Raw genomic sequence first — 26,075 nt, 5'->3', positions numbered from 1 at the left:
ATGGCCGTCGACTACCCCACCGCGATTCGAGAAGCCGGACTCCGAGTCACCCGGCCCCGACTCGCGGTGCTGGCGGCCCTGGACGCACATCCGCACGCTCAGACCGAATCGGTCCTGGCCGCGGTGCGCGAAGACCTGCCCGGTGTCTCCCGTCAGGCCGTCTACGACGTCCTCCACGCACTCACCGACGCCGGGCTCATCCGACGGATCCAGCCGTCGGGTCACGTGTCCCTCTATGAGACGCGGATCGCGGACAATCACCACCACCTGGTGTGCCGGGTGTGCGGTGACGTCCGCGACGTCGACTGTGCCGTCGGCGAAGCCCCCTGCCTTCACGCAGCCGTCGACCACGGTTTCCAGATCGACGAGGCCGAGGTCATCTACTGGGGGGTCTGCCCCGACTGTGCCGCACACGGTGACTCGCCGCGCGATCCGGAGGATCCCGGCCGCGCGAACAGTTCAGCCCACTGATCGATACCCGGAGTTTCACCCACCGAAAGGAACTGCAGTGTCCGACCAACAGCCAGCTCAGAACGCGACCGGCTGCCCGGTCCACGGGGGCCAGATGGCAGCACCATCAGAAGGCGGCGGCAACCGCGACTGGTGGCCCAAGCAGCTGAACCTCAAGCTCCTCGCGGAGAATCCGGCCGAGGGCAATCCGATGGACGCGGACTTCGACTACGCGAAGGCCTTCGAATCACTGGATCTCACGGCGCTCCGGCGGGACGTCGAAGAACTGATGCGCGACTCGAAGCCGTGGTGGCCCGCCGACTACGGACACTACGGTCCGCTCTTCATCCGGATGGCGTGGCACTCGGCGGGTACCTACCGCGTCGCCGACGGCCGAGGCGGCGGCGGCCACGGCATGCAGCGTTTCGCACCGCTGAACAGCTGGCCGGACAACGCGGGCCTGGACAAGGCCCGTCGTCTGCTCTGGCCGATCAAGAAGAAGTACGGCAGCAGCCTGTCGTGGGGTGACCTGATCATCTTCGCGGGCAATGTCGCTCTGGAGTCCATGGGCTTCAAGACGTTCGGCTTCGCCGGCGGCCGGACCGACAAGTGGGAGCCCGAGGAGATCTACTGGGGCCCGGAGACCACCTGGCTCGACGACGAGCGGTACACGGGCGAACGGGACCTCGAGAACCCGCTCGCCGCGGTCCAGATGGGCCTGATCTACGTCAATCCCGAAGGGCCGAACGGGAATCCGGATCCGCTGAAGGCCGCAGTCGACATTCGTGAGACCTTCGCGCGGATGGCGATGGACGACGAGGAGACCGTCGCACTCATCGCCGGAGGGCACACCTTCGGCAAGACGCACGGTGCGGCCGACGCGGACGAGTACGTCGGACCGCTGCCCGAGGACGCGCCGCTGGAGAACATGGGCCTCGGCTGGAAGAACTCGTTCGGCACCGGCGCCGGGGCGGACGCCATCAGCTCGGGAATCGAGGGTGCGTGGAACAGCACTCCGACGACCTGGGACAACAACTTCTTCTGGACCCTCTACGGCTACGAGTGGGAGACCTACACCGGGCCGGGCGGCGCCACGCAGTGGCGACCGAAGGACAACGCCGGATCGACCAGCGTCCCGGATCCGCAGGATCCGGACCGGCGGCATCAGCCGATGATGCTGACGACCGACATCGCGCTTCGCGAGGACCCGGTGTACGGAAAGATCTCGCGGCGGTTCCTGGAGAACCCGAACGAGTTCGCCGACGCCTTCGCACGAGCCTGGTTCAAGCTCACCCACCGCGACATGGGCCCGTTGTCGCGGTACCTCGGAAACGAGGTCCCGTCCGAGTCCCTGATCTGGCAGGACCCGGTGCCTGCGGCGGATTACGAGCAGATCGACGCCGCTGACGCGAAGGCCATCAAACAGCGCATCCTGGATTCGGGGCTGAGTGTTTCGCAGCTGGTCAAGACCGCTTGGGCGGCCGCCGCGTCGTTCCGCGGCAGCGACAAGCGCGGCGGCGCCAACGGCGGACGCCTTCGACTGGAGCCGCAGCGCAACTGGACCGTCAACGAGCCCGCAGAACTGGACAAGGTGCTCACCGTGCTCGAGGGCGTCGCCGAGGCGTTCAACGCAGAGTCCGGCGCCAAGCAGGTGTCGGTGGCCGACGTGATCGTGCTGGGCGGCGCCGCCGCGGTGGAGAAGGCGGCCGGCGCTGCCGGACACTCGGTCGAGGTCCCGGTGTCGCTGGGCCGGACCGACGCCACTCAGGAGAACACGGATGTCGACTCGTTCACGGTGATGGAGCCCCGTTGGGACGGCTTCCGCAACTACCTGGCGGCGGATGCTCCGATCCCCGGCGAGTACCTCCTCGTCGATCGGGCGCAGCTGCTCCAGCTGAGCGGTCCGCAGATGACGGCACTGGTGGGCGGTCTCCGCGTGCTCGGAGCCAACCACGGCGGATCTCAGCACGGCGTGCTGACCGATCGTCCCGAGACGTTGTCGAACGACTTCTTCGTCAACATCCTGGACATGGGCACCGAGTGGACCGAAGCCGGCGACGGTACCTTCGTCGGTTCCGATCTGGCGACCGGTGAGCAGAAGTGGACGGCCACCCGGGCCGATCTCGTCTTCGGTGCCAACGCGCAGCTCCGTGCGCTCGCCGAGGTGTACGGGGCCGACGACGCCGGCGCCAAGTTCGTCGACGACTTCGTCGCCGCCTGGGCGAAGGTGATGGACGCCGACCGCTTCGACCTGCACGGCTGACCGCAGGCGCGATCGTTCCCATGGCCCCGCCGGAATCGCTTCCGGCGGGGCCTCATCGGTGCGTCGTCATTCCCCAACGGTCCGACCAAGCGCTCGTTCACCGGTTAGCCTCGGGTTCATGAAACTCGGTCTGCAACTCGGATACTGGGGCGCGCAGCCGCCCGCCAATCATCGCGAGCTCGTCGACGCCGCTGAGCGGTCCGGCTTCGACTCGGTCTATACCGCCGAAGCCTGGGGCTCGGACGCCTACACGCCGCTCGCCTGGTACGGCAGTGCGACCGAGCGGCTGCGGCTGGGCACGTCGGTGCTCCAGCTGTCCGCACGGACGCCGACTGCCTGTGCGATGGCGGCGCTGACTCTCGATCATCTGTCGGGCGGCCGCCACATCGTCGGCCTCGGCGTCTCCGGACCGCAGGTCGTCGAGGGCTGGTACGGACAGCGTTTCGCCAAACCGCTAGCCCGAACCCGGGAGTACATCGACATCATGCGGCAGGTGTGGGCCAGACAGGCGCCGGTGACCAGCCCGGGCCCGCACTATCCCCTCCCCCTTCAAGGCGAGACCTCGACCGGACTCGGGAAACCGCTCAAGCCGATCGTCCATCCGCTGCGCAGCGACATCCCGATCTATCTCGGTGCCGAGGGGCCGAAGAACATCGCACTCGCCGCGGAGATCGCCGACGGCTGGCTGCCGTTGTTCTTCACCCCGAGAATGGCCGATCAGTACAACGCGTGGCTCGACGAAGGGTTCGCCCGTCCGGGCGCCCGCAACACCCGGGAGACGTTCGAGGTGGCGGCCGTCGCCCAGATCGTGCTGACCGACGACACCGAGGCGGCCTATGCGGCGATCAAACCGTTCCTCGCGCTGTACATGGGCGGCATGGGCAGCGAGGACACCAACTTCCATGCCGAGGTCTATCGGCGCATGGGGTACGCGGAGGTCGTCGACGAGGTGACCGAGCTCTTCCGTTCCGGTCGGAAGGACGAGGCGGCCTCGATCATCCCCGACGCCGTGGTGGACGACTCTGCCATCGTCGGCGACGAGGCTCATGTGCGCGAACAGATCAAGGTCTGGGAGCAGTCCGGCGTCACGACGATGCTCGTCTCGCCGGGATCGGTCGCCGAAGTGGAACGTCTGGCGTCGCTCGTCCACTGACCAAGGTGAACGAAGGTTGGACTAGGTGAACGGAAAGTGAACACGGACCGAATGGAACTTGACTTCACCTTGCACGTAGGTTACAAATGTATGGACTGCAACAAACGGAGGAGGTCTCCACTATGCGATCCAGCACCAGTCCGACCTTTGCGACCACAGTTCGCGGCTACCTTCGGAGTATCGCCGCGCGGATGAACCAGAGCGCTTCCCAGCGCCTGAGCCTGCAACTCGGGAATTCCCCGGTCGCGGTGCTCGGCGCGGCATAGCTGCTCGGCAACAGATCAACGAAGCGGCCCCGACGGATCTCCCGTCGGGGCCGCTTCGTGTCGTCATCGGGTCGTCCTGGGCTCGTGTGCTGACGGCGAGGGTCTCGACAACGCTCGCTTACTTCGACGGACCTGGGCGGTACTGATCGGCAGCTCTGGCATCGGCAGTGTTCGGCGTGACCATCTGGTGGTCACGCCGAACACTGCCGATTTGTGCTGATCGGAAGGCCGTGTTTTTCCGCAGGTCACCGCCTCAGGCCTGCCGAGTGGCCTAGGCGCGCAGCCCGTCAAGCAATGCGGTGAGTGCATCCCAGGCCCGTGCTGAGCGCTCCGCCCCACCCGATCGCTAGCGGTCTGCTCTCGGCACCGCACTCGTGAGATGCCATGCGCCGCAGACGCATTCGTATGATCTGAGGGTCGGGCGGGTTCGCGACTGGCGGGCGATCGCGAGGATGGCGCCGGTGACGGCGGCGAGCGACGGATAGGCGATCTTCTCGGGCGTCGGACACGCGAAAACGATCGCGGGGACCTCGCGCTTGCGTTTGCGCGGGCGTGCGTGAGCCGCGGAGGTCCGCGCCTCGATGTTCCGGTAGAACTCCTCCAGTTCGTCGTCGTCGAACGGCATGGAATCAGTATCGGGGAAAGACTCGGAAGACCTGGAGTTCCCGCGGAACGCCCTTCGCCTTGAAGCGCCTGCGCTTGATCACGTAGTCGTCGACGTCCACCTGCGCCAGCGCCGAGTCGCTCACATAGACCTCGCCGCCACCCGCGGCATCGCACACGCGGGCCGCGATGTTCACGTCGACGCCCAGGAAATCCGATCCGACCGCTCGAGGCGCACCGGTGTGCAGGCCCGCTCGCAACGCCGGCCGGAAATCGCCGACGACGATGGCGCTGACCGCACCCACTGCCTCATGTGCTGCGGTGATCGCCTCCCCCGCTTCGAGGAAGACGGCCATGGTCCCGTCGCCGAGCGTCTTGACGACCTGCCCGCCGTGGGCGCGGATCACCTCGTCGCAGGCCGCGTTGACCTCCCGGAGCAGTTCGAGCACCTGGTCGTCACCCGCGCGGAGCGCCCAGGAGGAGAAACCGACCAGATCGGTGAACAGGATGGTGGCCGGGATCGGTCCCGACGGATCCGGGCGTCGGCGTTCGACGAGCGACTGCCAGACCGCGACCGAGGCCAGTCCGAGCTCGCGGATCGCACTCGGCCGGTCCGGCCGTACATCGTTCAGCAGACGCGCCACACGGTCGGACGTACGGTCACCGGTCGGCAGTCGCCCCTCGACGGGCGCGAGACGCCGGGCGAGCTGAGCCGCGCGGACCGCGGTCTGACTCTCGTCCGTCCGGGCGAGGAGCTCGCTCGCGCGACTCAGTGGCCGCGCGGGGACGATGTCGGAGTCCGCATCGTCGGTGCGCCGTTCGTCATTCACGATGATGATCATAATGACGTCCGCCGACACCGCGGGTCCACCCGATCGGTGACATCGCTCTCGACCTCCGCGCGCGTCAGCGCAATCGCTCGGCCTCATGGGCCAGGCGGAGCACCTCGGCGGCGAGATCGGTGATCGTCGACCGATCGGCCTTCTCCCCCAACGCCGTCGTCAGATCCTCGGCGGCGCAACGCAGCGCGAACATCCGGTCGCCGAGGTCGGCGGCCTCCGTGGGACTGAGAATGATCGCGTCCTCGGGAATAGATGTGCCCTCGACCAGCGTTCTCTGTTCGTAGGCCCGCTGTCGGCAGGACCGCTTGCAGTACTTGCGCCTACGGCCCCGCTCCGAATCCACCATCTGCCTTCCGCACCACGCGCACGCATACGGGCGTCGTCGCGACGGTGCTGCGGCACCAGGCTCGATGGACGGAGATTCGGGCACACCACGACGGTACCGTGGAACGTCGTCCACGGCGTGGACCGCGTAGAATGGTAGCCGTCACCCGACCGTTTGAGAGGAAGACTTCAATGGCTGATCGAGTCCTGCGTGGTAGCCGACTCGGAGCGGTGAGCTACGAAACGGACCGGGACCACGATCTCGCGCCGCGACGGCTCGTCCAGTACCGCACCGACAACGGTGAGATCTTCGACATCCCGTTCGCTGACGAAGCCGAGATCCCCGCGACCTGGCCGTGCAAGAACGGCATGGAGGGCAAGCTCCTCGAAGGCGGCGTGCCGGAGGAGAAGAAGGGCAAGCCGCCGCGCACTCACTGGGACATGCTGCTCGAGCGTCGTTCCGAGGAGGAGCTGGAGGTACTGCTGGCCGAGCGTCTGGACCTGCTCAAGCAGCGTCGTCGCGGCGGCACCGCCTGACAGACGCAAGAAGCGATCAGCCCCGGGAGAACAATCTCCCGGGGCTGATCGCTTTCTCGACGGCTCGTTCGACCTAAGCGCCGCGAATGCGGTCCAGCCGGCCCTTCAGTCCCCAGCGTGCGACGCTCAGGAACGATTCGGCGATCACACCGCCGTCCATCTTCGACTCGCCGATCTCGCGTTCGGTGAATGTGATCGGCACCTCCCGGATGGTGAAGCCGTTCTGCAGCGACCGCCATGCCAGGTCGATCTGGAAGCAGTAGCCCGCCGATTCCACCTGGTCGAGGCCGATCTTCTCCAGCACCTCGCGGCGGAACGCGCGGTAGCCCGCGGTGATGTCCTTGATCTTGGCGCCGAGCGCCAGGCGCGCATAGGTGTTCGCGCCCTTCGACAGGAACTCGCGTCGCTTGGGCCAGTTCACGAGTTCGCCGCCCGGAACGTAGCGGGATCCGATCACCAGGTCGGCGCCGTCGTTGACTCCCCGCAGCAGACGGTGGAGCTGTTCGGGAGCGTGACTGCCGTCGGCATCCATCTCGACGATGACGGCGTAGTCGCGATCCAGGCCCCACGCGAAGCCCGCCAGGTAGGCCTTCCCCAGACCGTCCTTCACGGTCCGGTGCATCACATGGATGCGGCCGGCGGCGTCGTCGGACGCCAACTGCTCGGCGACGTCGCCGGTGCCGTCGGGACTGGAGTCGTCGACCACCAGAACATGGATGCCGGGCTGTGCGGCGAGCAGTCGCCCGACGATGATGGGCAGGTTCTCACGCTCGTTGAATGTCGGAATCACGACGAGAGCGCTCTCGCCGCCCTCCCCGACGATGCGCGATTCAGGTTGCCTGCTGGCCATCGTGCTCCTTCTCCGTGGCCGGTCCCCTCCGACCGGCGAACACATCGAGGCTAATGCGTCCGCGCAGCGCGTACAAAAATGCGGCCAGCGTGGCGAGTACCGCGAGCCGCTGCGGCCACGGACCGAATCGGACAGCGAGCGTCTCGCCGGTCCGCATCGGCATCTTCGCCTGCAGGATGTCCGGGGTGAAGATCTCGCTCTCGTCCATCAGCGAGCCGTCGGGCGCGATGAGCGCGCTGACGCCGCTGGTGGCCGCGACCACCACGCTCCGGCCGGTCTCGACGGCGCGGACCTGCGACATCGCCAGTTGCTGGTACGTCATGTCGGTCTTGCCGAAGGTGGCGTTGTTGGTCGGCACGAACAGGAACTGGGCGCCCTCGCGAATCGACTGCTGCGGTGCGCGGTCGAACGCGACTTCCCAGCAGGTCGCCACACCCATCACCACGTCGCCGTCACGGGTGTGTGCGGTGAGGATCGCCGGCCCGGTGCCGGGCTGGAAGTCGCCGGCTCGGTCGGCGTACGAGGAGAAGAGCCGGAAGAAGCTCCGCCAGGGCAGGTATTCGCCGAACGGTTGCACGATGTGCTTGTCGTAGCGCCCCGACGGCGCTTCGTCGGCGAATCCGTCGCGTTCTCCCCAGAGCAGCACCGTGTTGGCGGTGCCCCCGTCGTCGAGCGGGATCCAGGTGCCGAAGGCGACCGGGGCGCCGACTGCGGTCACCGCGGCACGGATGCTCGCGGCCGAGTCCGCGTAGACCGTCGGCGGTGCGTCCGCCGCGTTCTCCGGCCACAGCACCAGGTCCGGCTTGGTCCGCTTCCCGTCGTCGACGTCCTGAGCCAAGCGCAGCGTCTCACGCACGTGATTGTCGAGGACCGCCCGCCGCTGGGTGTCGAAGTCGAGTCCGAGCCGCGGCACATTGCCCTGGATCGCCGCGATGTCGCTCTCACCGGTCTGCGAGGTGAACGGACTCCCGGTCGCGGACAGGACCGCGCCCGCGGCCAGCGGCACGACGACGGCGGCGATCGCCAGGCCCGCTCCCGCGGACCGGAGCATCCGACGTCGCCGGCTCGCCGCGTGCATGACGACCGCGGCGGCCGCGGCGCCGCTGAGTGCGACCACGAAGGAGACACCAGGCACGCCAACGACCGCGGCGAGTGGCAGGTACCAGCCCTCTACCTGGCTGAACGCGGTTCTACCCCACGGGAATCCGCCGAATGGGAAGGCCGATCGAATCGCTTCGACGGTGACCCAGCTCAACGCGAACCACAGCGGCCGCGCGGGCAGTCGCATGGTGACGGCGGCGAGTGTCCCGAACAGCGCCAGGTAGCCGGCCATGACGGTGGCGAGGGCGATCCACGGCAACGGCCCGACGTACTCCCCGATCCACGGCAGCAGCGGCACGAAGAACGCCATCCCGAAGACGAAGCCGGAGCCGGCGCAGCTCTTGACCGACGGGCGCCCGACGGTCAGCACCGCGTACAGCAGTCCGAGCGAGATCGGGGCCAGCCACCAGAAGAGGTTCAGCGGCGGGAACGAGGCGTACATCAGGCCACCGGCCGCCGCGGCGGCGATGACGCGATGCCACCAGCGGACCTCGATCACGCGCGCCGGAAGATGGTCCGGCCACCGGCCACGGTCTCGACGCACTCGGGCAGACGAGCGCCCGGAGCGACGTCCGGCAGCGCCGGGACGCGGGACCGAGGATCGGTGGACCAGCGCTGGACGTTCTCAGTCGCGGCCGCGACGACCAACTCGTCGACATCCCACACCGCATAGTGAGCGGGCGCACCGGGGACCAGCGTGCCGGTGAGTCCGTCGTTGAGGCCCGCGGCCCGCCAGCCGCCGCGGGTCGTCGCCGCGAATGCGGCACGCGGTGAGATCGAACTGGACGCGGTGCGGTGGTGGGCGGCGGCTCGCACCGTCGCCCACGGATCGATGTCGCACACCGGGGAGTCGCTGGAGAACGTCAGGGACACACCCGCCCGCGCGAGCATCGCGAAATCGTTGAGTCGCCGGCCGCGCTCGCCGAGACGGGTCGCGTAGAGGTCGTCCGGTCCGCCCCAGGCGGCGTCGAACAGCGGCTGCATGCTGGCGACGACACCGCACCGTGCGAAGATCTCCGCCTGCTCGGGTGTGACCATCTCGGCGTGCTCGAGACGGTGCACGCACCGCGCCAGGGCCGGGGTTCCGAGTTCGTCCGCGAGCAATTCCATGGCATTCGCGACCGTGGCTGCGGCGCCGTCGCCGATCATGTGGAAACCGGCCTGGACGCGCGCCTCGGTGGTCGCGCGCAGGTGGTCGAGTACCGCCTGCTCCGACAGGTAGCTGACGCCGCTCGTGCTGGTCCAGTCGGAGTAGGGCTCGGTGAGCCAGGCGGTGTGCGATCCCAGGGCCCCGTCGACGAAGAGGTCGCCGCCGATCGCGTCGGCACCAGTCCGTTCGAGCATCGCGTGCACGTCGTCGGCGGCCGTGACGGCCTCGCCCCAGTAGCGGCGCACCGCGACGCCGTGGTCGAGATCGGCGATCGACCGGAAGTCGTCGATGCCGCTGATGTCGGGGCCGCCGTTCTCATGAACCGACACGACGCCGCGCGACGCCGCGCGATCGAGGGCGCGGATCTGCGCCTTGCGTCGGGCGGTCGGGCTGATGAGGCTGCGCGCCGCCGCCCTGACCCGATGATGTGCGTCGGCGACCAGCGGCTGCTCCGGTGAGTACCCGTGATCGGCGTCGAGGCCCGGAACCAGCCGCCGCAGGCCCGTCGACGCGGCCGCGGAGTGCTCGTCGATCCGGGCGAGGTACACCGGGCGCCCGCCCGCGACCGCGTCGATGTCGGCGGTGGTCGGCGGCAGGTCCTGCCCGCCGGAGTCGGCGGGCCACGCCGACGCGTCCCAGCCGAATCCCCAGACGATGTCGTCGTCGTGGGCCGCGAGATAGGCGGCGAGCCGCCGGAGACAGTCGGAGCGACCGCTCGCGGCGGACAGGTTCAGCCCGCCGAGCGCGAGACCGGTGTCGGTGAGGTGAACGTGCGCGTCGACGAAGGCCGGGCTGACGAACCGGCCCTGCAGGTCCACCACTTCGGCGTCGGGGTGGAGGGCGCGCCCGACGTCGTCGGTGCCGACCCACACGATCATGCCGTCGGTCACCGCCATCGCGGTGGCGTCCGGGACTGCGGGAGAAGAATAGACCATGCCTCCGAGGAGCAACTGCGTCGTCACGTCAGCCATTCTCCCAGACGCCCGCCCGGAGTCCCATCGGGAGGGCGCAGGTCACGCTTCGTGGGGACGCGGCAGTGCCGGGACGTCGACGTGCACCGTGCCGTCGGGATTGCGGACCGTCGTGTCCACGACGACGCCCTCGACCGTGCCATCGACGTAGTCGTGCGTGCCGAAGCCGAATCCGCGCCCGCCGGCCGGGCGGCCGCCGAAGTCGATCACGGTCATCCGGTCCGCCATCAGGGTCGCGCGGCGCGCCGCGAGCGCCGTGACCACCGGGCGCAGCAGCTTCCGGGCCGGGCGGGTCAGCATCAGCAGTCCGACGAGCGTCGAGACGATGCCCGGCACGATCGTCAGGGTGGCGGCGACGCCGAACAGCGCGGAATCGGTGAGCGGCTCCCCCGGCGCGATCTCGTTCCGCATCGCCTTGCGCATGTCTGTACCGAGGTCGCGGGCCCGGCGCGCGAGCACGATGTAGCCGACGCCCGCCGCGAGGACGGTGATCAGGAAGGCCCACGCGAAACCGAGGAAGTGGACCATCGCCCAGAATGCCGCGATCTCAGCCACCAGGTAACCGACGAAGACGTATCGCATGTCTCAATCCTCTCTTGCAGCCGGACGGAGCCGGGTGCGTTCTAGAGGACAACGACCCAGGAGCCGATTTTGCTCCCGAGCCGACTGGACCGTTCCCGTCAGTCGTTCTCGGACCGCGACTCGATGTCGCCCTCGGCCTCCAGATAGACACGGCGGAGCTCCTGCAGCAGATCCGCCGGCGGGTCGTGCCACATCTTCCGTTCGACGGCTTCGAGGAGCCGTTCGGTGATGCCGTGCAGCGCCCACGGGTTCGCCGCGTCGAGGAACTCGCGGTTGGTCTCGTCGAGCACGTACTGCTCGGTGAGCTGTTCATACATCCAGTCCGCGACGACGTCGGTGGTCGCGTCGTATCCGAAGAGATAGTCGACGGTGGCGGCCATCTCGAACGCACCCTTGTAGCCGTGCCTCCGCATCGCCGCCAGCCAGCGCGGGTTGACCACGCGCGCCCGGAAGACGCGCGAGGTCTCCTCGTGGAGCGTGCGGGTCTTGACCGAGTCCGGGCGAGTCGAGTCGCCGATGTACGCCTCGGGCGAGCTGCCGGTGAGCGCCCGGACGGTGGCGACCATGCCCCCGTGGTACTGGAAGTAGTCGTCGGAGTCGGCGATGTCGTGCTCGCGGGTGTCGGTGTTCTTCGCCGCGACCGCGATCCGCCGGTACGCCGCTCGCATGTCGTCGACGGCGGCGACACCGTCGAGCCCCCGGCCGTACGCGTAGCCGCCCCACTCGGTGTACACCGCGGCCAGGTCCTCATCGGTGCGCCACTGCTTCGAGTCGATCAACTGCAGCAGGCCGGCGCCGTACGTGCCGGGCCGGGAACCGAATACGCGAGTGGTCGCGCGCCGGGCGTCACCGTGCTCGGCGATCGCCGCGCGGGCATGCGCGGCGACGAAGTTCTGCTCGTCGGGTTCGTCGGCCGCGGCCGCCAGTTGCACGGCGTCGTCCATCATGGCGACGACGTGCGAGAACGCGTCGCGGAAGAATCCGGAGATCCGAACCGTCACATCGATGCGCGGCCTCCCGAGCTCGGCGAGCGGTACGAGTTCGAGATCGACGACGCGCCGCGAGGCCTCGTCCCACACCGGGGTGACGCCGAGCAGTGCGAGGACCTCGCCGACGTCGTCGCCCGACGTGCGCATGGCGCTGGTGCCCCAGACCGACAGGCCGACCGAGGTCGGGTACTCGCCGTGATCGGCGAGATACCGCTCGATCAGCGAGTCCGCCATCGCCCGCCCGGTCTCCGCGGCGAGCTGTGAGGGGACGGCTTTCGGATCGACCGAGTAGAAGTTGCGGCCGGTCGGGAGGACGTTGATCAGGCCGCGCAGCGGTGAGCCGCTCGGGCCGGCCGGGATGAACCCGCCGTTCAGCGCATGCAGCACGCGGTCGATCTCGCAGCTGGTCGCCCGGAGGCGCGGGATCACCTCGGTGCCCGCGAATGCGAGGATCTCGCCCACCGCGGGCGGGTGTCCGTCCGCGGCGCGGGCGACGGCGTCGGCACTCCAGTCGCCCGCCGCGCAGTCGCTGACCAGGCCGCGCGCGACCGCTTCGACCCGATCGACCTCGCCGCGCGCGGACTCGTTCTCCGTCAGGCCCAGCGCTTCGCGCAGGCCGGGCAGCGTCTGCGAGCCGCCCCAGAGTTGGCGTGCCCGGAGCATCGCGAGGACCAGGTCGATCTCCATCTCGCCGTCCGGGGCCTGTCCCAGGACGTGCAGCCCGTCGCGGATGGCGGCGTCCTTGATCTCGCACAGCCAGCCGTCCACGTGCAGCAGCATGTCGTCGAAGACATCCTCCTCCGGACGCTCGGCGAGGCCCAGGTCCTGGTCCATCTTGGCCGCGGTCAGCAGGGTCCAGATCTGCTGCCGGATCGCGGGCAGCTTCGCCGGGTCGAGCGCCGAGATGTTCGCGTGCTCGTCGAGCAGCTGCTCGAGCCGGTTGATGTCGCCGTACGACTCCGCCCGCGCCATCGGCGGGATCAGATGGTCGACGAGGACCGCGTGCGCACGTCGCTTGGCCTGCGTGCCCTCGCCGGGATCGTTGACCAGGAACGGATAGATCAGCGGCAGATTGCCCAGGGCCGCGTCGGTCCCGCAGTCGGCCGACATCGCGACCATCTTGCCCGGCAGCCACTCCAGGTTGCCGTGCTTGCCGATGTGGACCACGGCGTCGGCGCCGAATCCCCAGCCGTCGCGGTCGGCGCGCGAGGCCAGCCAGCGGTAGCTGGCGAGGTAGTGATGCGTCGGCGGCAGGTCGGGGTCGTGGTAGATCGCGACGGGATTCTCGCCGAAGCCGCGGGGCGGCTGCACCAGAAGCACGACGTTGCCGAAGGTCATCGCGGCGATCACCAGATCGCCGTCGGGGTTGTGGGTCCGATCGACGAAGAGCTCCCCCGGCGGCGGACCCCAGTGCTCGACGACGTCGGCCCGGAGCTGCTGCGGCAGGGTCTCGAACCACGCGGTGTACTCGGCGGCGGAGACCCGGATCGGATTGGCGGCGAGCGACTCCTCGGTGAGCCAGTCGGCGTCCTGGCCGCCCGCGTCGATCAACGCGTGCATCAGCGTGTCGGGGTCGTCGGCGTCGGCGGTGGCGCCCAGACCCGGCACGGCGTCGTCGCCGGTGACCGGCCCGATGTCATAGCCTGCGGTCCGCAGCGCGCGCAACAGATGGACCAGGGTGCGCGGGGTGTCGAGCCCGACCGCGTTCCCGATGCGCGCGTGCTTCGTCGGATAGGCCGACAGCAGCAGGGCGACGCGCTTGTCGGGCGGGTCGATGTGGCGGAGACGGGCGTGCGCGACGGCGATCCCCGCGACGCGGGAGCAGCGCTCGGCATCGGGCGCGTAGAACGGGAGACCGTTGTCGTCGAACTCCTTGAACGAGAACGGCACCGTGATGATGCGCCCGTCGAACTCCGGCACGGCGACCTGGCTCGCGACGTCGAGCGGCGTCATGCCGTCGTCACCGGCCGCCCAGTCCTCCCGTGACCCGGTGGAGCACAGACCCTGCAGGATCGGAATGTCCAGGGCGGCGAGCCGCTCCACGTTCCACGACTCGTCGTCACCGCCTGCCGAGGCCAGGGACGGCAAGGACCCGCCCGCGGCGAGGACTGTCACCACGAGGGCGTCGTACTCGGCGAAATGCTCGATCAGCTCGTCGGGCGCACTGCGGAGCGAGGCGCAGAAGACGCCGGTGGCGCGGGCTCCCTCGGCCTCGATCGCGTCGCACAGCGCCGCGACGTAGTCGGTGTTGCCCGCCAGATGCTGCGCGCGGTAATACAGCACGGCGACGGAGGGTGCTCCCGCGGGTACGACCGCCGCGGTCCGGTCGAGCAGACCCCAGTCGGGAGTCTCGACCGGCGCATCGAAACCGAGGCCGGTGAGCAGCACCGTGTCCGACAGGAAGTTGTGCACCGCCAGCAGGTTCTCGCGCCCTCCCGCCACGAAGTAGCCGTGCGCCTGTGCGGCGACGCCCGCGGGCACCGTCGACAGGGCCATCAGGTCGGGATCGGGATTGTGCTCACCGGAGAGAACCACCGCCGGCGCCGGACCGGCCAGCACCGCTGCGAGTCCGTCCTCCCACGCCTGCTTTCCGCCGAGCAGGCGGACCACGACGAGGTCGGCACCCTCGAGGAGTTCAGGCAGATCGTCGATCAGAGTGCGGGACGGATTCGCGACGCGGAAGTCGCCGCCGCTGGTGGCTGCGGTCCGCAGGTCGGTGTCGGACGTCGAGAAGAGGGTGATCACAGCGGAACTCCTCGCCGGGAGTCGCGCCCGGCGTCGTGCGGTCACATCGGCCCGGTGGACCGACGGTCGCCTGCCGCAGCGGGTCTGACTCAGGACGCCGGGCGATCGTTCGCCGGAGTCCCACACAGTGGCGCGACCGTGCCGGAATCGAACCGGCTTCCGCGCGGGCGGGCTGCGGTTCACTCTAGGCCATACCCTGGAGGGGTGAACAAACCCGCCGACCGCTGCCCCGGCGTCTTCCGGACTCACCCCGCCGCGGACGGGCATCTCGCCCGGATCCGGCTCTCCGGAGGAAAGATCGAGCCGGCCGCTCTGGAAGCACTCGCGGCGGCCGCCGAGGAGTTCGGCGACGGCGGCATCGAGCTGACCGTGCGTGCGAACCTGCAGGTGCGGGGTATCGCGGCGGACGACGTGGCGCCGTTCGCCGACCGGATTCTGGCTGCCGGACTCGTGACCGACGAGGCCCACGACAGGGTGCGGAACATCGTCGTGTCGACGCTCAGCGGGCGAGTCGGCGGTCGTGCCGACATGTGGTCGGCGGTCGCCGGGCTCGAGACCGAACTTCTTCGGCACGAGTGGACCCAGGCGCTGTCCGGACGATTCTGGTTCGGGTTCGACGACGGTCGCGGCGACGTGGTGTCCCGCGAGCCGGACGTCACCGTGGTCGCGGTCGGCGGTGACGAGGTGGAACTGCATCTCGCGGGCATTCCGACCGGACGGGTGGTGCCGCTCGCCGACGCGCCGACGGCGATGGTGCGGGCCGCCGCAGCGTTCCACGAACAGCGCTCGGACGAATGGCGCATCAACGAGCTGACCTCGGAGGGGCGGAGCGCGATCGCCGCCGGCATCGCCGATCTGGGCCGCCGCGGGTCGGCCTGCGTGCCCGATCGACCGGATCCGGACGGTCCCGTCGTCGGGTGGTTCGAGCAGAGCGACGGGCGCGTGCTGCTCGGCGCGGTCACCGAGTTCGCCAGGCTGAGTTCGCGGCAGGCGCAGTTCGCCGCCGCGATCGGGGTGCCGATCCTGGTGACGCCCGACCGCGAGGTGCTGATCCCGGATCTCACGGAGGACGTCGCCGAGACGGTGGTGCGGGTCCTCGCGCCACTGGGCTTCATCTTCGACGCGACGTCGCCGTGGGTCCGGACGAGCGCCTGTACCGGGTCGCCGGGCTGCGCGAAGTCACTCGCCGACGTTCGCACCGACCTACTCGACCACCTGCAAACGTCCGGTCCTGCCGACGACGGCGTGCGGGAGCACTGGGTCGGTTGCGACCGCGCCTGCGGTTCGCCGAGCGGCGCGCACACCCGGCGCGTCGCGACCGGCGACGGGTATCGCGTCGAACGTCACCGCACGGACCGGTAGGTCTGACCTGCCGCGGTCATGCGTAATCTTGGGCGCACCATGACCGAGTATGTCCGCGACGGTGCCGAGATCTACCGTCAGTCGTTTGCCATGATCCGCGCCGAGTCCGACCTCTCGGCCTTTCCCAGTGACCTCGAACCGGTGGTCGTGCGCATGATCCACGCGTCCGGCCAGACGGACCTCACCAAGAACGTCGTCGCCTCGCCCGGCGTCGTCGCCGCGGCGCGCGCGGCGCTCGCCTCGGGAGGGCCGATCCTCTGCGACACCAACATGGTCGCCTCCGGAATCACCCGGCTGCGGTTACCTGCCGACAATCCGGTCCGCTGCCACCTGAAGGAACCCGGGATCGCCGAGCTCGCCGCACGGATCGGCAACACCCGTACGGCGGCGGCGCTGGAGTACTGGCGCGCTGACCTGGAGCAGGCCGTCGTCGCGATCGGCAATGCCCCGACCGCGCTGTTCGCGTTGCTCGACCTGATCGACCAGGGCTGGCCGAAGCCCGCGGCGATCGTCGGCGCACCGGTCGGCTTCGTCGGAGCGGCGGAATCGTGTGCGGCCCTCGCCGCCCGATCAGACCTGGAGTTCATCACGGTGACGGGACGGCGCGGCGGCTCCGCGATCACCGCTGCGGCGATCAACGCACTCGCGAGCACTGCGGAATGACACCACGAGGACAACGAGCGTCCGCACTCGAAGGAGAAGGAAGCAGCGTGAACGGCAAACTCTGGGGTGTCGGCCTGGGGCCCGGTGACTCCGAACTCGTCACGGTCAAGGCTGCGCGGGTGATCTCCGACGCCGACGTGATCGCCTATCACTGTGCCCGCCATGGGAATTCGATCGCGCGCTCGGTGGCCGAGCCCTACCTGCGCGACGGGCAGACCGAAGAGCGACTGATGTATCCGTTGACGGTCGAGACCACGGATCATCCGGGCGGGTACGCGGGCGCGATGGCCGACTTCTACACCGAGAGCGCCGAGCGGCTGGCGGCGCATCTCGAGGCCGGTCGCGACGTGGTGCTGCTCGCCGAAGGCGATCCGCTGTTCTTCAGCTCTTACATGCACATGCACAAGCGCCTGGTCGAGCGATTCGAGGCCGAGATCATCCCCGGCGTCACTTCGGTCAGCGCGGCCTCGGCAGCCCTCGCGATCCCGCTCGTGGAGGGCGAGGAGACCCTCACCGTGTTGCCCGGCACCGCGGAGCCGGGCGAACTGGTCGCCCACTTCCGGTCGGGTGAGGCGCTCGCGATCATGAAACTCGGGCGCACCTTCGTGAAGGTGCGCGACGCCCTGGCGGCCGCCGGGCGACTCGACGAGGCCTGGTATGTCGAGCGCGCATCCACCGGTCGACAGCGGGTGGAGCGTGTCGCCGACGTCGATCCGTCGACCGTCCCCTACTTCTCGTTGATCGTGGTTCCCGGCCGACGGAACAACCCGCTGGCCGCGAGCGGCGACCGGCCGCGCGGCGAGGTGGTCGTCGTCGGTCTCGGCCCCGGGCCGGTCGACCAGACGACCCCGCAGGTTGCCGCCGAACTCGCGGCGGCGACCGATCTCGTCGGCTACAAGACCTACCTGAACCGGGTCGTCGCGCGGCCCGGCCAACGCGTGCACGCGAGCGACAACCGTGTCGAGGCCGAGCGCGCCGAGTTCGCCCTCGATCTGGCCGCCCGCGGCGCGCGCGTGGCGGTGGTGTCGTCGGGCGACCCAGGAGTGTTCGCGATGGCGACAGCGGTCGCCGAAGTCGCGTCCGAGGACCGGTGGTCGACGGTTCCGGTCCGGGTGGTGCCCGGCGTGAGCGCCGCACACGCGGTGGCCGCCGCGGTGGGCGCTCCCATCGGACACGACTTCGCAGTCATCTCGTTGTCGGACCTCCTCAAGCCCGGCTCGGTCATCGAGGAACGATTGCGGCACGCCATCGCCGCGGACCTGGTGATCGCGATCTACAACCCGGCCTCGCCCAAGCGCCTCGAGCAGATCCACCGTCTGAAGGAGCTTCTCGTCGAACTCATCCCGGCCGACCGCGTGGTGGTCCAGGGACGCGACGTCGGTGGACCCGGCCAGCGGCTGACGGTGACGACGGCGGCCGAGTTCGACCCGTCGACGGTCGACATGCGAACCCTGCTGATCGTCGGGTCCTCGATGACGACGCTGGTCCGGCGTGCGGCGGGCGACCTGGTGTTCACGCCACGCCGCTACGAGTAGCTCCGGCGCGCATTTTCCATCCAGCGGTAAACCGTCTGTTCCCCGCGGCGATCCACCCCTACCGTCGCCAGTGACGTGAATCACCTCTGGACGGAGCTGCCGTGGCGAACTGGACTCATCATCGGGCCTCGATCAACGGAATCGAGATGCACTACGTGACCGAGGGCGAGGGTCCGCTCGTCGTGCTGCTGCACGGATTCCCGCACACCTGGTTCAGCTGGCGTCACCAGATCGGTGCGCTGGCCGAGGCGGGCTATCGGGTGGTCGCACCGGATCTGCGCGGGATGGGCCAGACCGAGGTCCCCGGTCGGCTCGAGGACTACCGCGTCGACCATGTGGTGGCCGACGTCCTCGGTCTGCTCGACCATCTCGGCGAGCAGCGCGCCGTCTTCTCCGGTCTGGACTTCGGACAGTTCATCGCCTACGACATCGCGATCGAACACCCGGAACGGGTCCGCGGCCTGATCGGGATGCAGAATCCGTTCTACGCGGCCTACGACCGCCTGCCGAGCGAGATCGAACGCGAACGCGGACGAGAGCACTTCAACCACATGTCGTACTACCTGGACGATCCGATGACCGCGGCGCAGGACATGGACGCGCATCCGCGGGAGATCCTGACCAAGATCTATCACGTCCTCTCGGGCGACGGCGATTTCATGCAGGTCTGGCAGAGTCCACCGGGCGTCACATACCGGCAGGCGCTGCCCGTGCCGCCGCCGTTGCCGTGGTCGTGGCTGACCGAGTGGGAACTGGAGACGTACGTCTCGGAGTACGCGCGCAGCGGCTTCAGCGGTGGCGTCAACTGGTACCTCGCGGGTGACATGAACTGGGAGTACCGCCGCGACCGCGGAGATTCGATCACCCGTGTCCCGTTCTACTTCCTGTGCAGCGCCGGTGACGTCGACCTGCTGAACTGGCACGGCGACGATCCGATCGAGGCGCTGAAGGAACACCACGCCGATGTGCGGGCGGTTCGGACCGTCGACGGCGGCGGGCATCTGCTCGCCATGGAGAATCCGGAGGCGGTCAACAAGGTGCTGCTCGAGTTCCTCGACGACCTCGGCTGAGTCGGTCAGCCGGTCGCGGTCGCGTCCCTGACGAGTATCGCCAGGGCCTCCTCCGGGGTCGCGGCCCGATCTATTCCCTCCGGTTCGGCGGGACGCTCGACCACCACGACTTCGATGCCGAGTTCGGCCGCGGCGCGCAGCTTCGCCGACGTCATCTCGCCGCCGCTGTTCTTGGTGACCAGGACGTCGATGGCGTGCTCACGCAGCAGTGCACGTTCCCCGGCGATGTCGTAGGGCCCGCGCGAGCGGAGCACGCGAGACCTCGGCGGCAGCGGCCCGTCGGGCTCGTCGACGACGCGGATCAGAAACCAGGCGTCCGAGACGTCGGCGAAGGCTGCGACGTCTTGTCTGCCGGTGGTGAGGAAGATCCGGCCGCCGCGATCGGCGACGGCCCCGGCCGCCGCCCGGATGTCCGAAACCACGGCCCATCGGTCCGCCGCGGCCGGTGTCCACGGCGGTCGTGCCAGACGCAGATAACGCACACCGGCCCGGGTGGCGGCGGCGACCGCATTGGGCGTGATCCGGGTGGCGAACGGGTGTGTCGCGTCGAGAACCGTCGTGATGCCGTTGGCGGCGATCCAATCGGCGAGCCCGTCCACCCCGCCGAAGCCGCCGACCCGTACCTCACCGACCGGCAGCCGGGGGTTCGCCACCCGCCCCGCCAGCGACGTCACGAAGTCGACGCCCGCGTCGTCCAGCAGACGGGCGACGGCGCGAGCCTCGCCGGTGCCGCCGAGGATCAGAACCCGGACCTCAGGCATCGCGGTCCGCACGGAGCTTGGTCATCCGGGCGTGGGAGTACAGGTAACTGTCGGTGAGTGCCGGCTGGGCGTCGGCGTCGAGGACGCGACCGACGAAGATTACCGCCGTCTTGGTGATTCCGGCAGCGGCCAGCTCCGCGGGCAGGTCAGCCAGCGCGCACCGCACGATCCGCTGATCGGGTCGGGAGGCGAACGCGACGGTCGCGGTCGGACAGTCCGGTCCGTAATGGGGAGCGAGTTCGTCGACGATCTGCGCTGTCCGGTGCGCGGCCAGATGCAGCGCGAGCGTCACGCCGCTGCGCGCAAGAGAGGCGAGGTCCTCCCCCGGCGGCATGTCGGTGGACAGCGTCGAGACGCGGGTGACCAGCAGGCTCTGGCCGACGCCCGGCACGGTGAGCTCGGTGTCCAGCGCGGCCGCGGCTGCCGCGAAGGCCGGGACACCGGGCACCAGCTCGTAGTCGACGCCGAGCTCGCGGAGTCGCCGGAGCTGCTCGGTGAGCGCCGAGTACAGCGCCAGGTCGCCCGAATGCAGTCGTGCGACGTCGTGTCCGGCGGCGTCGGCCCGCGCCAGTCGGGCGACGATCTCAGTCAGTGGCATCTTCGCGGTGTTCACCACCTCGGCACCCGCGGGCAGCCGGTCGAGGAGTTCCTCGGGCACCAGCGAGCCCGCGTACAGGCAGACGTGGCAGCGGCCGAGGATCTCGGCGCCTCGGACGGTGATCAGGTCGGCCGCGCCGGGACCGGCGCCGATGAAATAGACGGTCACGAGTCCTCCTGTGTTGCAGCGTCTTTCACGGCCGCCCACTGAATGATCGGCAGTGCCGGCCGCCACGCCGACATGGTGCCGAGGGGCGCGGCTCGCTCCACCGAGATCCTGGTCAGAGATCCGCCGAGCCGCGCGTGGGCGTCGACGAACAGTTGCTGCGTCTCGATCGCGACGGCGTTGCCGACGATCAGTCCGCCGGGGGCGAGGGCGCGCCACGCGTCGTCGAGGACCGTGCGGTCCGCGCCGCCGCCGAGGAAGACGGTGTCCGGCGACGGTGCCGCGGCGAACGCCTGCGGGACCGAGCCCGCGAGGGTCAGTCGATGCCCGACCCCCAGGCGCTCGGCGTTGCGTCTGACGGTCACCGCCCGATCCCGATCGGCTTCGAAGGCGACGACCCGGCCGTCCCGCGTCGCGCGCAGCCACTCGATGCCGATGCTCCCCGAACCCGCACCGACGTCCCACAGCAGTTGGCCGGCCGCCGGGCGCAGCGCCGACACCGTCAGGGCCCGAACGGTCTGCTTGGTGAGCTGGCCGTCGCTGACGTAGACGCCGTCCGGTAGTCCCGGGGCACGCGAGGCGCTGGGCCCCCGGCAGTCCAGGGCGACGATGTTCAACGGTGCGCACGGCGTGCGGTCCCACTCGGACGCGGTGCCGCTCCGCATCGCCTGCCCGCCTCCCCCCAGGTTCTCCAGCACCGTCACGCCGGTCCGCCCGAAACCGTGATCGTCGCAGAGCGCGGCGAGTGCGGCGGGCGTCGACCCGTCGCGCGAGAGAACGAGCAGCCGCACACCGTCGCCGAGTTCCGGCACGACGGCTTCGGGCGGCGCGGTGACGGTGCTGACGACGACGGTCGTCGCCAGATCCCAGCCGAGCTCCGCCGCGGCCAGTGACACGCTCGACGGCGCCGAGATCACCGTCACCCGGTCGCGTCCGACGGCGTTGACGATGGTGGTACCGATGCCGTGGAACATCGGATCGCCACTGGCCAGCACATGGACGACCGGCTCGGTTCGGTCCGCCAGCACATCACGCAGGTGGTCGGACATCGGCGAGGTCCAAGGAACCGCACGTCCCGCGACATGTCCGTCGATCAGCGACACCTGGCGGGCCGAACCGTAGACGACCGCGGCGTCGGCGAGTGCGTCCCGCGCCCGGCCGCTGAGCCCCGGCCACCCGTCCGCGCCGATGCCGACGACGACGAACCGCGTCATCGCGGGAGCCTTCGCCACACCGCACGAGGCAGCAGTCGCATGCCGAAGAACATCGGCCGGAGCACGCCGGGGATCCATACCTCGCCCCGGCCCCTGCGGTAGGCCTTGGCGACGGCGTCGGCCACCTGGTCGGCGGTGCGGGAGAAGGGCGCGGGCTTCACACCCGAGTCCATGAGCTCGCGGGTCATCGACCCGATCACGAACCCGGGCCGCGCCAGCAGCAGGTTCACCCCGGTGCCGTGAAGTGCGTCGGCGAGGCCGCTCGCGAAGCCGTCGAGCCCGGCCTTGGTGGAGCCGTAGACGTAGTTCGCGCGTCGGACGCGGACGCCGGCGACCGACGAGAACGCGATGATCGTGCCCGCGCCCTGCCTCCTCAATGCGACCGCGAGCGGAGTCATGACGCTGATCTGCGCGTAGTAGTCGGTGTGCGCGATCTGCAGGGCGTGCTCGACGTCGGTCTCCGATCGGGCCGCGTCGCCGAGGATGCCGAACGCGACGATCGCGACGTCGATCGGCGCGTCGCGCTGAAACAGCGAATCGATCAGCGCGGGATGAGAGGCGATGTCGTCGGCGTCGAACTCGACGGTGTCGACCGACGTCGCTCCCGCCGCCAGCAGAGCTGCGGACTCCTGCGCCAGATCGTCGGGTCGGCGAGCGGCCAGCACCACCCGGTGCCCGGCCGCGAGGCGACTCGCCGTCGCCACGCCGATCTCACTGCGCCCACCGAAGACCACGATCGTTCCCACCGACCCAGTATCGCCGGTCGCCTCGGCGGGTGTCGTGGCCGGGTCGGTCGTACCGGTGCCCGGCCGATACCGTTGGCGCTATGAGCCGAACCGCCGCCGATCTCTCCGCCGATGCGCTGCAGATGCTGACCGAGTACCACCTCTCGACACTGGCGACGACCCGCGCCGATGGGACGCCTCATGTGGTCGCGGTCGGCTTCACGTTCGACGAGGCGACGGCCAAGGCTCGGGTGATCACGTTCGAGGGCTCGCAGAAGGTCCGCAACGCCGACCGCGGCGGTCGTGCGGCGCTCACTCACGTCGACGGTCCGCGCTGGCTCACGCTGGAAGGCCCCGTCACGGTCCGCCGCGACGCCGCGTCCGTCGCCGACGCCGAGGCCCGCTACGCCGCCCGCTACCGGACGCCGAAGCCGAACCCGCGCCGCGTGGTCATCGAGATGGACGTCGACCGGGCGATGGGGTCGGCAGGCATGTTCGCCTGAGCGTCATGGACCGCAGGTCGGTTCGAGTAGCCCGCGAACGGAGTGAGCGAGCGTCTCGAGACTTGCGTTGTCAGCGGGCGAGTCTGTCAGGAAGGTCCGGTATTTCTGCAGGTCAGGCACGAACAAAGTGAGCGACGAGATCAAGGCTGTCGTTTGGTGTCTCCTGGTGGCACCAAACGACAGCCCTAGTCCGTCAGCGTGCGGATCTTTAAGGAAGGCCCAGTATTTCCGCTGGTGATGACTCCAGGGTTGTCGAGTAGCGAGAAACGAAGTGACGGGGGTATCGAGACGACGTGGGGATCTCGATACGCCGCGGCGCTTGCGCGCCGGGGCTACTCGATCGGCCTGGGGGCGGCAGGCCAGGCTGGGGCGGACCTTCGCACAAACGCGTCGGGCGCAGCCCCTTGAGGCTCGACACGCTCGCTCACTCCGTTCGCGGGCTGCTCGACCAACCTGGGAGCGGCTCACAGCCTTTGAGCGACCGAGCGTGACCAGAGGAAATGCAGGACCTGCCTTACCGGCCCCCTACCGCATCCTGGAACGGCTAGCCCGGCAGCACCACCAATCCGTGCGGGCGGGAGTTCACCGGCTCGCAGCCGTCGGCAGTGACGATGACGATGTCCTCGATCCGGGCGCCCCAGTCGCCGCCGAAGTAGATGCCGGGTTCGACGCTGAAGGCCATCCCCTCGCGCAGGACGTCGTCGTTCCCGGCGACGATGTACGGCTCCTCATGCACCGACAGGCCGATGCCGTGACCGGTGCGGTGAATGAACCGCTCGCCCAGCCCGGCGTCGGCGAGGACGTTCCGCGCCGCCGCGTCGATGCTCTCCGCGGTCACGCCGGGACGCACGGCGGCGACCGCGGCGGCCTGGGCACGCTCGAGGACCGCGTACGCCTCCGCGACGTCGGCTCGGGGCTCGCCGAAGCAGTAGGTGCGCGTCGAGTCGGAGTTGTAGCCGGGTTCCACCGGTCCGCCGATGTCGATCACGACGACGTCGTCGACCCCGATCACTCGCTCCGACTGCTCGTGATGCGGATCGGCACCGTGCGGACCCGAGCCCACGATGATGAACTCGGCATGCGTGTGTCCCTCGGCCCGAATCGCCGCGTCGATGTCGGCGGCGACGTCGGCCTCCGTCCGGCCCGGCTTCAGAAACTCACCCATCCGCGCGTGCACCCGGTCGATCGCCGCGCCCGCACGCCGGAGCGCATCGAGTTCGGCGGCGTCCTTGATCATCCGCAGCTCCCGTAGGACCGGGGTCGCGAGAACGGGGGCGACGGTCGTCCGCTGCGCGACCGGGATCAGGTGCAGCGCCGGCAAGGTGTCTGAAACTGCAAGGCGCGCATCGCCTCCCAGCCCGTCGAGGGCCAACGCATACGGATCTTCGCCGTCCACCCAGTCGGCGACGGTGAGTCCGAGATCGCCGATCGCCGAGTCCCGGAGCGCCGCGAGTTCCAGACGGGCGGTCACGACGCGAGCCCGGCCCCGTGCCGGAATCACCAGCACGGTGAGGCGTTCGAAGGTCTCGGCCGCGGACCCGGTGAGGTACCGGAAGTCCGGTCCGGTGCCGACGACGATCGCGTCGAATCCTGCTCGGTGAGTGAGTTCTGCCGCTCGCTCGAGGCGGCGGGCGTAGACGTCGGAGTCGAATCTGGTGGCCATGCGCCAAGCGTATTTCACGACGGGTGTGACAAGGTGATGATCATGACCGGATCGGTGATGCTCCTCGACGGCGCGAGTCTGTGGTTTCGTTCGTTCTATGCACTGCCGGAGAAGATGACCGCACCCGACGGTCGACCGGTCAATGCCGTGCGAGGTTTCGTCGACACCATCGCGGCGCTGGTCACCACCCATCGGCCCACCCGTCTGGTGGTCTGCCTCGATCTGGACTGGCGGCCCGCGTTTCGCACCGAGCTGATCCCGTCTTACAAGGCGCATCGAGTCGCGGCCGAAGGCGACGGCGCGGAGGAGGTACCCGACACCCTCACTCCGCAGGTCGACATGATCCTCGACGTCCTTCGATGTGCGGGCATCGCCACCTCCGGTGCCCGGGGCTGTGAAGCCGACGACGTGATCGGCACCCTCGCGTTCCACGAAGCGGTCGACGACGTCCTCGTCGTCAGCGGCGACCGTGATCTGCTCCAGGTGGTCGCCGACGATCCCGTGCCGGTTCGGGTGCTCTACGTCGGTCGCGGTCTGGCGAAGGCGGAACTGATGGGACCGGAGGAGGTCTCAGCGAAGTACGGGGTGCCTGTCGACCGCGCGGGCGTCGCCTATGCCGAGATGTCGATCCTGCGCGGCGATCCGTCCGACGGACTCCCCGGCGTTCCCGGAATCGGCGAGAAGACCGCAGCGAAACTGCTGACCCAGTTCGCGAGCCTCGACGCTCTCGAATCTGCGGCCGGGGACCCGACGGCGCCGGTGCCGACGCGCGCCCGCAACTCCATCCTCAACTCGGTGGAGTACCTCGCGGCCGCCCGCACGGTCGTCGCGGTGCGCACCGATGCCGACACGATCGACAGCACCGACTCCGATGCCCTGCCGCCCGCCCCCGCTGATCGCGCCGGCCTCGACCGGCTGGTCGACGAGCTCGGGATCGACGCGAGCATCGGCCGGCTCGCCAAGGCCCTCGAATGGTGACGCGCCCGGCGG

Annotated in this window: 23 protein-coding genes; 10 read left to right on the top strand and 13 right to left on the bottom strand. The window is 69.4% G+C overall.

Features of this window, described 5'->3' with window-relative positions; translation table 11 throughout:
- From SCNU_RS05155 to SCNU_RS05145, 3 genes are all read left to right on the top strand, one after another.
- Nucleotides 1-471 (top strand): Fur family transcriptional regulator, encoded by a 471-nt coding sequence (locus tag SCNU_RS05155; protein WP_009678301.1) that lies wholly within the window; start codon nucleotides 1-3, stop codon nucleotides 469-471.
- Nucleotides 440-2,713 (top strand): catalase/peroxidase HPI, encoded by a 2,274-nt coding sequence (gene katG, locus SCNU_RS05150; RefSeq protein ID WP_420795018.1) that lies wholly within the window; start codon nucleotides 440-442, stop codon nucleotides 2,711-2,713. Before SCNU_RS05155 ends, katG begins: the two co-directional genes overlap by 32 nt.
- Nucleotides 2,714-2,831: 118 nt before the next feature.
- On the top strand, nucleotides 2,832-3,866 hold the full coding sequence (locus SCNU_RS05145; RefSeq protein ID WP_009678299.1) for an LLM class F420-dependent oxidoreductase: 1,035 nt from the start codon (nucleotides 2,832-2,834) through the stop codon (nucleotides 3,864-3,866).
- Between the two features lie 612 nt (nucleotides 3,867-4,478).
- Here SCNU_RS05145 and SCNU_RS05135 read toward each other — a convergent pair.
- From SCNU_RS05135 to SCNU_RS05125, 3 genes are all read right to left on the bottom strand, one after another.
- Entirely contained in the window at nucleotides 4,479-4,757 is a 279-nt protein-coding gene (locus SCNU_RS05135; protein WP_009678298.1) for a hypothetical protein, read from the bottom strand.
- 4 nt (nucleotides 4,758-4,761) lie between these two features.
- Complete coding sequence (locus tag SCNU_RS05130; protein ID WP_050792761.1) at nucleotides 4,762-5,565, bottom strand: adenylate/guanylate cyclase domain-containing protein; 804 nt, start codon at nucleotides 5,563-5,565, stop codon at nucleotides 4,762-4,764.
- A 76-nt stretch (nucleotides 5,566-5,641) separates the two neighbouring features.
- Nucleotides 5,642-5,923: a hypothetical protein gene (locus SCNU_RS05125; protein ID WP_009678296.1), complete on the bottom strand. Its 282-nt coding sequence runs from the start codon at nucleotides 5,921-5,923 to the stop codon at nucleotides 5,642-5,644.
- A 170-nt stretch (nucleotides 5,924-6,093) separates the two neighbouring features.
- Here SCNU_RS05125 and SCNU_RS05120 point away from each other — a divergent pair, with 170 nt between their 5' ends.
- Nucleotides 6,094-6,438 carry an RNA polymerase-binding protein RbpA gene (locus tag SCNU_RS05120; RefSeq protein ID WP_009678295.1) on the top strand — a complete coding sequence of 115 codons (345 nt, stop codon included), beginning with the start codon at nucleotides 6,094-6,096 and terminating at the stop codon, nucleotides 6,436-6,438.
- 73 nt (nucleotides 6,439-6,511) lie between these two features.
- Here SCNU_RS05120 and SCNU_RS05115 read toward each other — a convergent pair whose 3' ends face one another.
- From SCNU_RS05115 to cobN, 5 genes are all read right to left on the bottom strand, one after another.
- Nucleotides 6,512-7,288 carry a polyprenol monophosphomannose synthase gene (locus SCNU_RS05115; protein WP_009678294.1) on the bottom strand — a complete coding sequence of 259 codons (777 nt, stop codon included), beginning with the start codon at nucleotides 7,286-7,288 and terminating at the stop codon, nucleotides 6,512-6,514.
- Complete coding sequence (gene lnt, locus SCNU_RS05110) at nucleotides 7,269-8,933, bottom strand: apolipoprotein N-acyltransferase (RefSeq protein WP_009678293.1); 1,665 nt, start codon at nucleotides 8,931-8,933, stop codon at nucleotides 7,269-7,271. The genes SCNU_RS05115 and lnt overlap by 20 nt, the downstream gene beginning before the upstream one ends.
- The gene (locus SCNU_RS05105) at nucleotides 8,885-10,501 is read right to left on the bottom strand and encodes an amidohydrolase (protein WP_009678292.1); all 1,617 of its coding nucleotides are present in this window, start codon (nucleotides 10,499-10,501) and stop codon (nucleotides 8,885-8,887) included. The genes lnt and SCNU_RS05105 overlap by 49 nt, the downstream gene beginning before the upstream one ends.
- Before the next feature lie 51 nt (nucleotides 10,502-10,552).
- A complete protein-coding gene (locus SCNU_RS05100; protein ID WP_009678291.1) occupies nucleotides 10,553-11,092 on the bottom strand; it encodes an FxsA family protein in 540 nt (179 codons plus the stop codon).
- A 98-nt stretch (nucleotides 11,093-11,190) separates the two neighbouring features.
- Complete coding sequence (gene cobN / locus SCNU_RS05095) at nucleotides 11,191-14,826, bottom strand: cobaltochelatase subunit CobN (RefSeq protein WP_009678290.1); 3,636 nt, start codon at nucleotides 14,824-14,826, stop codon at nucleotides 11,191-11,193.
- 204 nt (nucleotides 14,827-15,030) lie between these two features.
- On the opposite strand from cobN, the gene cobG reads away from it, so the two are divergent.
- The 4 genes from cobG to SCNU_RS05075 all read left to right on the top strand — a co-directional run bounded on the left by cobG (nucleotide 15,031) and on the right by SCNU_RS05075 (nucleotide 19,456).
- Nucleotides 15,031-16,188 (top strand): precorrin-3B synthase, encoded by a 1,158-nt coding sequence (cobG, locus tag SCNU_RS05090; protein ID WP_009678289.1) that lies wholly within the window; start codon nucleotides 15,031-15,033, stop codon nucleotides 16,186-16,188.
- A 39-nt stretch (nucleotides 16,189-16,227) separates the two neighbouring features.
- Nucleotides 16,228-16,851, top strand: a complete 624-nt coding sequence (locus SCNU_RS05085; protein ID WP_009678288.1) for a precorrin-8X methylmutase — start codon at nucleotides 16,228-16,230, stop codon at nucleotides 16,849-16,851.
- Nucleotides 16,848-18,386, top strand: coding sequence for a precorrin-2 C(20)-methyltransferase (locus SCNU_RS05080; RefSeq protein WP_050792753.1), 1,539 nt, complete (start codon nucleotides 16,848-16,850; stop codon nucleotides 18,384-18,386). The genes SCNU_RS05085 and SCNU_RS05080 overlap by 4 nt, the downstream gene beginning before the upstream one ends.
- Nucleotides 18,387-18,487: 101 nt before the next feature.
- Nucleotides 18,488-19,456, top strand: a complete 969-nt coding sequence (locus SCNU_RS05075; RefSeq protein WP_009678286.1) for an alpha/beta fold hydrolase — start codon at nucleotides 18,488-18,490, stop codon at nucleotides 19,454-19,456.
- A 5-nt stretch (nucleotides 19,457-19,461) separates the two neighbouring features.
- On the opposite strand, the gene SCNU_RS05070 is transcribed toward SCNU_RS05075, so the two are convergent.
- The 4 genes from SCNU_RS05070 to SCNU_RS05055 are packed head-to-tail and all read right to left on the bottom strand — an operon-like array spanning nucleotide 19,462 to nucleotide 22,940.
- The gene (locus SCNU_RS05070; protein WP_040517760.1) at nucleotides 19,462-20,217 is read right to left on the bottom strand and encodes a cobalt-precorrin-6A reductase; all 756 of its coding nucleotides are present in this window, start codon (nucleotides 20,215-20,217) and stop codon (nucleotides 19,462-19,464) included.
- Nucleotides 20,210-20,983 carry a precorrin-4 C(11)-methyltransferase gene (cobM, locus tag SCNU_RS05065; RefSeq protein ID WP_009678284.1) on the bottom strand — a complete coding sequence of 258 codons (774 nt, stop codon included), beginning with the start codon at nucleotides 20,981-20,983 and terminating at the stop codon, nucleotides 20,210-20,212. Before cobM ends, SCNU_RS05070 begins: the two co-directional genes overlap by 8 nt.
- Nucleotides 20,980-22,194: a bifunctional cobalt-precorrin-7 (C(5))-methyltransferase/cobalt-precorrin-6B (C(15))-methyltransferase gene (locus SCNU_RS05060; RefSeq protein WP_040517758.1), complete on the bottom strand. Its 1,215-nt coding sequence runs from the start codon at nucleotides 22,192-22,194 to the stop codon at nucleotides 20,980-20,982. Before SCNU_RS05060 ends, cobM begins: the two co-directional genes overlap by 4 nt.
- Nucleotides 22,191-22,940 carry a decaprenylphospho-beta-D-erythro-pentofuranosid-2-ulose 2-reductase gene (locus SCNU_RS05055; protein ID WP_476620528.1) on the bottom strand — a complete coding sequence of 250 codons (750 nt, stop codon included), beginning with the start codon at nucleotides 22,938-22,940 and terminating at the stop codon, nucleotides 22,191-22,193. The genes SCNU_RS05060 and SCNU_RS05055 overlap by 4 nt, the downstream gene beginning before the upstream one ends.
- 80 nt (nucleotides 22,941-23,020) lie before the next feature.
- On the opposite strand from SCNU_RS05055, the gene SCNU_RS05050 reads away from it, so the two are divergent.
- On the top strand, nucleotides 23,021-23,422 hold the full coding sequence (locus SCNU_RS05050; protein ID WP_009678281.1) for a pyridoxamine 5'-phosphate oxidase family protein: 402 nt from the start codon (nucleotides 23,021-23,023) through the stop codon (nucleotides 23,420-23,422).
- A gap of 544 nt (nucleotides 23,423-23,966) precedes the next feature.
- On the opposite strand, the gene SCNU_RS05045 is transcribed toward SCNU_RS05050, so the two are convergent.
- Nucleotides 23,967-25,085 carry a M24 family metallopeptidase gene (locus SCNU_RS05045; RefSeq protein ID WP_009678280.1) on the bottom strand — a complete coding sequence of 373 codons (1,119 nt, stop codon included), beginning with the start codon at nucleotides 25,083-25,085 and terminating at the stop codon, nucleotides 23,967-23,969.
- Between the two features lie 57 nt (nucleotides 25,086-25,142).
- Between SCNU_RS05045 and SCNU_RS05040 the strand changes: the two genes are divergently transcribed.
- Complete coding sequence (locus SCNU_RS05040) at nucleotides 25,143-26,063, top strand: 5'-3' exonuclease (RefSeq protein WP_040517756.1); 921 nt, start codon at nucleotides 25,143-25,145, stop codon at nucleotides 26,061-26,063.
- The last annotated feature ends 12 nt before the right edge of the window (nucleotides 26,064-26,075 follow it).

Origin of the sequence: Gordonia neofelifaecis NRRL B-59395 (assembly GCF_000192435.1) — a bacterium.
Taxonomy (GTDB): domain Bacteria; phylum Actinomycetota; class Actinomycetes; order Mycobacteriales; family Mycobacteriaceae; genus Gordonia; species Gordonia neofelifaecis.
This window is presented reverse-complemented; position numbering and strand designations above follow the sequence as displayed.

Bases quoted from the DNA above. Each gene is read 5' to 3' on its own strand.
- SCNU_RS05050 (WP_009678281.1), top strand. From the start codon at position 23,021: ATGAGCCGAACCGCCGCCGATCTCTCCGCCGATGCGCTGCAGATGCTG.
- SCNU_RS05080 (WP_050792753.1), top strand. From the start codon at position 16,848: ATGACACCACGAGGACAACGAGCGTCCGCACTCGAAGGAGAAGGAAGC.
- SCNU_RS05085 (WP_009678288.1), top strand. From the start codon at position 16,228: ATGACCGAGTATGTCCGCGACGGTGCCGAGATCTACCGTCAGTCGTTT.
- SCNU_RS05115 (WP_009678294.1), bottom strand. From the start codon at position 7,288: ATGGCCAGCAGGCAACCTGAATCGCGCATCGTCGGGGAGGGCGGCGAG.
- SCNU_RS05040 (WP_040517756.1), top strand. From the start codon at position 25,143: ATGCTCCTCGACGGCGCGAGTCTGTGGTTTCGTTCGTTCTATGCACTG.
- SCNU_RS05120 (WP_009678295.1), top strand. From the start codon at position 6,094: ATGGCTGATCGAGTCCTGCGTGGTAGCCGACTCGGAGCGGTGAGCTAC.
- SCNU_RS05045 (WP_009678280.1), bottom strand. From the start codon at position 25,085: ATGGCCACCAGATTCGACTCCGACGTCTACGCCCGCCGCCTCGAGCGA.
- SCNU_RS05100 (WP_009678291.1), bottom strand. From the start codon at position 11,092: ATGCGATACGTCTTCGTCGGTTACCTGGTGGCTGAGATCGCGGCATTC.
- SCNU_RS05145 (WP_009678299.1), top strand. From the start codon at position 2,832: ATGAAACTCGGTCTGCAACTCGGATACTGGGGCGCGCAGCCGCCCGCC.
- SCNU_RS05060 (WP_040517758.1), bottom strand. From the start codon at position 22,194: ATGACGCGGTTCGTCGTCGTCGGCATCGGCGCGGACGGGTGGCCGGGG.
- SCNU_RS05135 (WP_009678298.1), bottom strand. From the start codon at position 4,757: ATGCCGTTCGACGACGACGAACTGGAGGAGTTCTACCGGAACATCGAG.
- SCNU_RS05125 (WP_009678296.1), bottom strand. From the start codon at position 5,923: ATGGTGGATTCGGAGCGGGGCCGTAGGCGCAAGTACTGCAAGCGGTCC.
- SCNU_RS05070 (WP_040517760.1), bottom strand. From the start codon at position 20,217: ATGCCTGAGGTCCGGGTTCTGATCCTCGGCGGCACCGGCGAGGCTCGC.
- SCNU_RS05155 (WP_009678301.1), top strand. From the start codon at position 1: ATGGCCGTCGACTACCCCACCGCGATTCGAGAAGCCGGACTCCGAGTC.